The organism is Pedobacter sp. 10L46_2 (genome assembly GCF_056395165.1).
Genome location: NZ_JBFTIZ010000181.1, coordinates 1 through 8,278, shown reverse-complemented (window position 1 = coordinate 8,278; position 8,278 = coordinate 1). Strand labels below are relative to the sequence as shown.

At 37.2% G+C, this 8,278-nt stretch carries 8 protein-coding genes and 2 tRNA genes; 5 read left to right on the top strand and 5 right to left on the bottom strand.

Features of this window, described 5'->3' with window-relative positions; translation table 11 throughout:
- Positions 1–19: 19 nt before the first annotated feature.
- A complete protein-coding gene (gene recR / locus AC1DDX_RS17845) occupies positions 20–637 on the bottom strand; it encodes a recombination mediator RecR (RefSeq protein ID WP_172660506.1) in 618 nt (205 codons plus the stop codon).
- A gap of 117 nt (positions 638–754) precedes the next feature.
- Here recR and AC1DDX_RS17840 point away from each other — a divergent pair, with 117 nt between their 5' ends.
- Both AC1DDX_RS17840 and AC1DDX_RS17835 read left to right on the top strand, forming a co-directional pair.
- On the top strand, positions 755–2,233 hold the full coding sequence (locus AC1DDX_RS17840) for a sodium:solute symporter (protein ID WP_172660507.1): 1,479 nt from the start codon (positions 755–757) through the stop codon (positions 2,231–2,233).
- A gap of 20 nt (positions 2,234–2,253) precedes the next feature.
- Positions 2,254–2,961 (top strand): LOG family protein, encoded by a 708-nt coding sequence (locus tag AC1DDX_RS17835; RefSeq protein WP_288880910.1) that lies wholly within the window; start codon positions 2,254–2,256, stop codon positions 2,959–2,961.
- Here AC1DDX_RS17835 and arsC read toward each other — a convergent pair.
- From arsC to AC1DDX_RS17815, 4 genes are all read right to left on the bottom strand, one after another.
- Positions 2,958–3,311 carry an arsenate reductase (glutaredoxin) gene (arsC, locus tag AC1DDX_RS17830; protein WP_288880907.1) on the bottom strand — a complete coding sequence of 118 codons (354 nt, stop codon included), beginning with the start codon at positions 3,309–3,311 and terminating at the stop codon, positions 2,958–2,960. The two genes, AC1DDX_RS17835 and arsC, sit on opposite strands and share 4 nt — an antisense overlap.
- A 6-nt stretch (positions 3,312–3,317) precedes the next feature.
- The gene (locus tag AC1DDX_RS17825; protein ID WP_172660510.1) at positions 3,318–3,908 is read right to left on the bottom strand and encodes a DUF502 domain-containing protein; all 591 of its coding nucleotides are present in this window, start codon (positions 3,906–3,908) and stop codon (positions 3,318–3,320) included.
- A 19-nt stretch (positions 3,909–3,927) separates the two neighbouring features.
- Positions 3,928–6,387 (bottom strand): bifunctional UDP-N-acetylmuramoyl-tripeptide:D-alanyl-D-alanine ligase/alanine racemase, encoded by a 2,460-nt coding sequence (locus tag AC1DDX_RS17820; protein WP_337715218.1) that lies wholly within the window; start codon positions 6,385–6,387, stop codon positions 3,928–3,930.
- 73 nt (positions 6,388–6,460) lie between these two features.
- Entirely contained in the window at positions 6,461–7,147 is a 687-nt protein-coding gene (locus AC1DDX_RS17815) for a substrate-binding periplasmic protein (RefSeq protein ID WP_172660512.1), read from the bottom strand.
- 238 nt (positions 7,148–7,385) lie between these two features.
- Between AC1DDX_RS17815 and AC1DDX_RS17810 the strand changes: the two genes are divergently transcribed.
- From AC1DDX_RS17810 to AC1DDX_RS17800, 3 genes are all read left to right on the top strand, one after another.
- Complete coding sequence (locus tag AC1DDX_RS17810; RefSeq protein ID WP_172660513.1) at positions 7,386–7,877, top strand: regulatory protein RecX; 492 nt, start codon at positions 7,386–7,388, stop codon at positions 7,875–7,877.
- Positions 7,878–8,010: 133 nt separating this feature from the next.
- Positions 8,011–8,083 (top strand) — tRNA-Gly (locus tag AC1DDX_RS17805).
- Positions 8,084–8,148: 65 nt separating this feature from the next.
- A tRNA-Leu gene (locus AC1DDX_RS17800) sits at positions 8,149–8,233 on the top strand.
- Positions 8,234–8,278: the final 45 nt, after the last annotated feature.

The following is an 8,278-nucleotide window of genomic DNA, read 5'->3' as shown; positions in this document are numbered from 1 at the left end:
TTCTTAAAATCCATTCTAATTATTTAATTAATGAGTTTTCATAAGGTACTCTGGTAATAATAGACCTTCCCAGTGTGATCTCATCAGCATACTCCAACTCACCTCCAAAGGCAATTCCTCTGGCAATCGTGGTAATTGGTATTTGAAAATCTTTAAGCCGTTTATACAAATAAAAGAGTGTAGTATCACCTTCCATTGTGGCGCTAAGTGCCAGTATTATTTCTTTTACGGGAGTTGTAGCGACCCGCTGTACCAATGAATCAATAAACAGATCAGATGGTCCTACTCCATCCATTGGAGATATTAAACCGCCAAGCACATGATAAACGCCAAAATATTGAGAAGTGTTTTCCACAGCCATAACATCTCTGGTATCTTCTACTACACAAATCACTTCCTTTTCGCGCTTAGGTGCTGAGCATATTTCGCAAATATGGTTATCAGAAATATTATGACAAATGCCGCAGTGCTTAATTTCTTTTCTAAGCCTTACAATTGCATTTCCAAAATGCTCCACTTCCTCCTGCTCTTTATTTAATAAATGCAGAACCAACCTTAAAGCTGTCTTTTGTCCAACGCCAGGTAACTTCGAAAATTCGTTAACAGCGTCCTCAAGCAATTTAGAAGAAAAGTTCATCTTACAAACTTAGATAAATTGTGAATGTAAATTTATATTTATCTCCTGATATTTAATTTTTATAAGTAGAAACTCATGAGGGTTTCTTACATTTAGAATCTTAACTAATCATAAAAAATGAGTCCAATTATACTTTTGTCTTTTCTGCTCGGTTACTTTGCACTGCTAATAGGTGTATCCTATTTTACATCCCGAAACAACTCCGACAACGCTTCATTTTTTATAGCAAACAGAAATTCAAAATGGTACCTGGTAGCGTTTGGAATGATTGGAACGGCTCTTTCCGGCGTTACTTTCATTTCCGTACCCGGAGCGGTAGGTAAAAGCGAGTTTGGCTATTTCCAGTTTATACTGGGTAATGCTGTCGGTTTTGTCATTATCGCCACGGTACTATTGCCTTTATATTATAGGTTAAACATCATTTCTATATATACCTATCTTGAAAGGCGTTTAGGCTTTTGGAGTTATAAGAGTGGTGCTGTTATCTTCTTAGTTTCGCGTACTATTGGCTCATCTTTCAGACTCTACCTTGTTGCTATCGTATTGCAAAAATTCATATTCGATGCCTGGAATGTCCCTTTTTGGCTCACCATCGTTATCTGTCTGGTGCTTATCTGGCTTTATACCCATAAGGGAGGATTAAAAACCATTATCATTACCGATACCTTACAAACCGTATTCTTACTCCTGTCTGTGGTGCTATCTATCATTTTTATTGCAAGGTCTTTAAACCTGGATATTGCCGGCACTTTTGAAGCGGTAAAAAACAGCAGCTATTCAAAAATCTTCTTTTGGGAAGATTTTATGGGCAGTAAAACGCACTTTATTAAACAATTCCTTGGGGGTATTTTTGTAACCATTGCCATGACTGGGCTTGATCAGGACTTAATGCAAAAGAACCTGAGCATGAAAACAATAGGTGAAGCGCAAAAAAACATGTTCACCTTTACTGCGGTTTTTGTTGTAATGAACATCTTCTTTTTAAGTGTAGGCGCTTTATTGTACCTATTTGCAGCAAAAAATGGAATTGATGTGGCTGCATTAAAAACGCCAGATCACCTTTACCCTGAAATTGCGTTAAATTACCTGAATGTTATTCCCGGCATTATTTTCATGCTCGGATTAACCGCTGCAACATTTGCGACAACGGACTCGGCATTGACTGCTTTAACCACTTCATTTTGCGTAGATTTCTTACATTTCGATAAAAAGGCTGATCAAAACGACCCAAAACTGGTAAGTAAAAGACATTATGTGCATGTTGGCTTTTCAATATTAATGGTTCTTGTGATCATGGTTTTTAAACTCATTAATGACGATTCTGTTGTGAACGCGATATTCAAAGCAGCCGGATATACTTATGGTCCATTGGTAGGATTATTCGGTTTTGGTATGCTGACTAAAAAAGCTGTAACAGATAAGCTTGTACCTTATATCTGTATCGTCTCGCCAATACTATGCTATATAATAGATATAAATTCTTTAAACTGGTTTAATTACGCCCTGGGTTTTGAGCTTATCATATTAAATGGCCTGATTACGTTTATACTTCTTTGGATAACTGGGAAACAAACTACAACCCAGACCAAATTTTAAATATTATAATACCTATTAGAATGACAAGTGAAGAGAAAATAAGAAGCGCATTTGAGAACAAGAACTGGCAGGAAATAAAAGTTACCGACTCCTGGCAGATTTTTAAAATAATGGCCGAATTTGTTGACGGTTTTGAAAAGTTGGCAAAAATAGGCCCATGCGTAACCATTTTTGGATCGGCAAGAACTGCTGAAACAAATAAGTATTACCAAATAGCTGTTGAGTGTGGCAAACTGCTAACAGACCGTGGCTACGGAGTTGTTACTGGCGGCGGACCCGGTATCATGGAAGCAGGGAATAAAGGTGCACATACAAATGGTGGCAAGTCAGTTGGTCTAAATATAGAATTGCCTTTTGAACAATTCCACAATAAGTACATTGACCATAACAAGCTCCTTGAATTTGATTATTTCTTTGTAAGAAAGGTAATGTTCATGAAATACTCGCAAGGCTTTATTGTTTTACCCGGCGGTATGGGTACCATGGATGAGCTTTTTGAAGCAATAACACTTATACAAACAGGTAAAATTGCAAGATTTCCTATTGTGCTTATAGGTAAGGATTATTGGAGTGGATTAGTGGACTGGATAACCAGCACTATGCTAAACAAGGAGCATAACATTCATGCAGAGGATTTAAACCTATTCAGACTAGTTGATACGGCCGAAGAGGCTACCGAGCATATTTTCAGATTCTATGAGAAGTATGTTCTAAAACCGAATTTCTAGACAGGCTGTTGAAGAAAGTCATAAATTTTTTCTGATGGTCTTGCTATAACGGCGAGATCATCAGAAACTAATATCGGACGTTCTATCAATATTGGATTTTCAACCATTGCTGCGATCCATTCGTCATCAGAAAGATCTTTCCCTTTATAATTCTCCTTATAAAGAGCTTCTGATTTACGCACGAGCTCAGGAGGAGCAATTCCTAATTTACCGACAATAGTCTGCAATTCTTCAACAGTAGGAACGGTTTCCAGGTAATTGACCACTTCAAATTCCTTTCCGCTATCTTCCAAAATAGTTAACGCACACCTGCTTTTACTACATCTATTATTATGATAAATTTTGATCATATTATTTTAGAAATGGCTAACTCCGCCAGATACAACCAACTTCATGGCATCCGCAGCACTCATATTTAACGACTTAATCTTTTCGTTTTTAACAACGTAAACCTGACCGGCAAAAGAGTACGAAAATGGGAAATAAACAATTGCCTCTCCAGGAAGTCCTATTGATTTAAGATCAGCCTGAGTAAGAAAGCCTATCCTCTTTAAATCTCCTTCAACCTCTACAAGCACCGGGTGATTAAACTTCTTCTCATCGCCTACAAATGCTTCAGTAAGATCTTTAATAGATGAGTAAATAAACTTTACCACAGGAAGCCTGTCTAAAGCTTTTTGAAACCAGTTGTACATTGGTTCAGTAACAAAGTTAGTTACAAAAATTCCTGCAGCCAGGATAATGGAAATTACCAATGCTAAGCCTAGTCCGGGAATATTTCTGCTTGCCCCGGTTCTTGGATCTACTCCGAGAATATTGTTTACATTTAACCAGCTGTCTACCGTAGTAACAGCCCAAATCACAATAAAAATACTTAGTGCAATAGGCAGCACAATCAACAACCCTTTAATAAGGTAATTTAACAACGCCCTACCAATTCTATTCATGATGCAAACTTAGATAAAACTACTCATAAAAATACACTCGTTTTACCCTTTGAGATACATTTGTTAATATTTCGTAGGGTATGGTATCTATTTGTTTTGCTAACTCAGAGATGGTAAGCTTTCCATTAAAAACGATCACCTCATCGCCCGTTTTCACGTCTAAACCAGTTACATCCAACATGCACATATCCATGCATATCACACCAACAGTAGGTACAAGCTGACCGTTAATCAGCATTTTACCAACGCCATTTCCAAATTTACGGTTATATCCATCGGCATAACCAATTTTAACGGTTGCGATCATGCCTCCATTGGGCAGAGCACCCCTTCTGCTATAACCAACCGTTTCATTAGGTTTTATAGGCTTTACCTGAGTTACTGTAGTTTTTAAAACTGCTACAGTTTGGAGCCCTTTATTATGAAATAACCCTCCGTCAAAACCATACAGTCCAATTCCAAGTCTAACCATGTCCAATTGGGCCTCGGGGTGACGGGAAATCCCTGATGTATTAGAAATATGCCTGATAAATGAGTAGCCTATTCCATCCTTAATCTTATCTGCCGCGGCCGTAAATCTTTCCAATTGATGTGCCGTAAATTCATCATGTTGGGGGTCATCGCTTCCAACCAGATGAGAAAATACAGAAATCACTTTTACTTTCTCGGTTTCATTTAATTGTTGTAAAAGATCTGCCAATTCCGGTTCTTCAAAACCTAGCCTGTGCATTCCTGTTTCTATTTTGAGGTGGACGGGATAATTTTTCACATTTTCACTTAGAAAACTGATAAAGCTTTTTAGAATATCCAGATTATAAATTTCAGGTTCCAGCTTGTGCTTAACTATAGCGTCGAAAGCAGAAGGTTCAGGACTCATTACCATAATAGGCATAGAAATACCTCCTTTTCTAAGCGCCACTCCCTCATCTGTATAAGCTACAGCCAGATAATCAACCTTATGGTATTGTAACAGGTTGGCAATTTCAAAACTACCACTACCATAAGAAAAAGCTTTTACCATTGCCATAACTTTAACGCCAGGTTTTACTTTATTTCTATAGAACTGCAGATTGCCTGCCAACGCATTTAAATCGATCTCCAGAACCGTATCGTGTATCTTTTGGGTAATCAGTTTACTGATCCGGGCAAACTCGAACCTGCGGGCTCCTTTAACTAAAATAGTTTCGTTACTAAAATGAAGAGATGGAAAGTTCTCGATAAAAGCTAATGTGCTATCAAAAAAGGAAGTTTCCATATCAAATAGCTTTGCAGCGGCAGAAATATGGGGTCCAACCCCTATCAGCCTGTTTACATTCTTTTGCTTAAGCAGGGCGGATATCTCTGCATACAGGTCCTCATCACTTTTCCCCGTCTCATACAAATCAGAAAGTATAAGAGTCTTTTTAGGGTGCTGGTTCTGCAGGTTTAAAAAATCAAGTGCAATGGCCAATGAGGAAATATCGGCACTATAAGAATCATCAATAACTGAACATTGATTGATTCCATTTTTCAGTTCCAAACGCATGCTAACAAGTGTCAGCTTTTCTAACAAAGCATCTGTTTGCTGAGGTGTGTAATTCAATGCAAGCAAGGTGGCCCAGCAAATAACACCATTCTCAAGAGAAGCTTTGTCGCTGAACGGAATTAAGCACTCTATTTCTTCGCCTTTAAACTTCGCTCTTATATAATTCCTGCCATCTATTGGCTCTATAAATAAAATCTGTAGATCTGCTTTTTGTTTAAAGCTCCAGGAGAATTTTGATTTGCCTGGTAAATCATCTAAACTTAATCCCTCAGTATATTCCGGAGAATAAATAAACAACTCAGCATTTTTAAAGAGCTTTAACTTTTCGAGCAGCTTTTCTTTAACGGAAGAAAAACCTTCTGCATGTGCTTCACCAATATTGGTTAAAATACCTATTGTTGGTTGTATAATTTCGGCAAGGCTATCCATTTCACCAGATTTGGAGATACCTGCTTCAAATATCCCCATGGTATGGTTCTCTTCAATTTCCCATACAGAAAGAGGCACACCAATTTGAGAATTAAAACTTTTCGGACTTCGAACTATATTAAAATCAGCTGCAAGCAATTGATACAACCACTCTTTAACTATAGTTTTACCATTGCTTCCGGTAATCGCAATTGTTTTTAGTGTATGATGTTCACGGTTGTATTTTGCTAAAGTTTGAAGCGCAACTAATACATCAGCAACCAACAGGACATTAGCATCAGGAAAACTACCAATGTAATCCTCATCACTGATTACAAAATTCTTAATTCCATTTGCATAAGCATCTTTAAGGTACTCATGCCCATTTCTTTTTGCATTCAAAGCAAAAAATAAAGACTCATCCGGATCAATTACGCTTCGGCTATCAATTACCAATTTGGTAATTATAGCCTGATCATTGGCTATGTATGATTTTGCACTTAAAATGCCGGCAATAAGAGAAATGGAATAATTGGGATTGCTCATGCCTCAAAATTAAACTTTTTTAAAGAAATGAATGAGAGCTCGTTCTAAAAGTATGGTCTTTATATGAGCTTTTCTAAAACTGAATATCAGTGAACCATTTCTTATAAATCGTCTGATAGGTTCCATTCTCCTTTAAAAGACCCAGAACTTCGTTAAACTGATCACGAAGCTGAGTATCCCCTTTTTTCATGGCAATCGCATATTGAGAATCTGTTTTAGGCAGATACATCCCTACTTTTAGTTTTTTGTTTTTTTGTAAAAACCCGCCTGCAATTGGTGAATCATCGATAAGCAGGTCTATTTTTCCTGCTTGTAACTTTCTGTATAATTCTTTGTTTGTTTCGGCATGTACCATATTGTTGCCCGGGAAATTAACATGAACATATCGCTCTGCCTCGGTTGCTTCTCTGATACCGATTGTTTTATTTCTAAGGTCATTTATGTCCTTTATGTCATCATCATTATTAACTACAGCACATAATCTAAAATGCAGATAGGGATTACTGAATTCAAGGATATGCCTCCGCGAGGGTGTAACCGTTACTGCAGAGCAGATGAGATCCAGCTCCCCTTTAAACAGCTTTTCGAGAATGGTTGCCCATAATGAAACTTCGTACTCTACCTCCAGATCAAGATGTTCGGTTATGGCTTTCATTAAGTCGACTTCGAAACCTTCAAAATTTTCAGAATTGTAATCTGAATGCATAGGAAATGGCGCTGCAGAATCTAATCCGACTTTCAATATTTTTTTTGGTTCCATAGAAGGAGAGTTAACTAAATGACATCCGAACGAAGCTAAAATACGCCTTTTCAGCAATAATTTAATAAAAAAACCCTAAAACAAACAAAATGTTTGAGATAATTAGCGCTTTTTACTCATTTACAAGACATTAAAACCCAGCCCAATGAAGATTTTGATAAAAACACCGCACTTAAATAAGAAATTCTTGTTTAAACATAAATCACACTAATGACAAGCACATTTTGTAATATTGTAAATGCTCGATTCATCAAAAAAACAAACCGTAAAGTTAGATAAGAAAGCGGCTTTGGCAAAAGCTGAGCACTACTGTGCTTATCAGGAAAGATCTCAGCAGGAAATCAGAAACAAACTTTATGAATGGGGGCTTTGGAAAAATGAGGTTGAAGAAATTATTTCCGAACTTATACAGACAAACTTTTTGAACGAGGAGCGCTTTACGATGGCTTACGTTTCTGGTAAATTTAAGATAAAGAAATGGGGAAAGATGAAAATCAAACAGGGCCTTAAATTGAAAGGGGTAACTGAAAAGATGATTTTGAACGCGCTGAAAACAATAGATTATGATGAGTATTTAGAAACTATACTCGTTTTAGCGAATAAAAAGTTACCCTCCATTAAAGAAAAAGACGATTACAAGAGGAAATATAAGCTTACTTCTTACTTAATGGGGAAGGGTTTTGAAAGCGATTTAATCTCGGAAGTACTAAAGACCAATGGCTTAGCTTAACCGCAGCATTTTTTATAAAAAATAACTTGACGGTAATACAAAAGTATTTATATTTGCAATCCCAAACGGAAACAAGGTTATTAATTATTGTTTTAAAAAGGGAATCATTGGATAATGATTTAATGAAACCAATGCGAAAGTAGCTCAGTTGGTAGAGCACGACCTTGCCAAGGTCGGGGTCGCGAGTTCGAATCTCGTCTTTCGCTCTAAAAACCTTTACAGGTTTTTAAGTAAACAGTCATCATTTCAACAGATATTGAAATAAGACTATGCTCAGATGGTGGAACTGGTAGACACGCAGGACTTAAAATCCTGTGACCTTAAAAGTCGTGCGGGTTCGATTCCCGCTCTGAGTACAATAAAACAACAATACCAACGCGAAAGTAGCTCAGTTGGTAGAG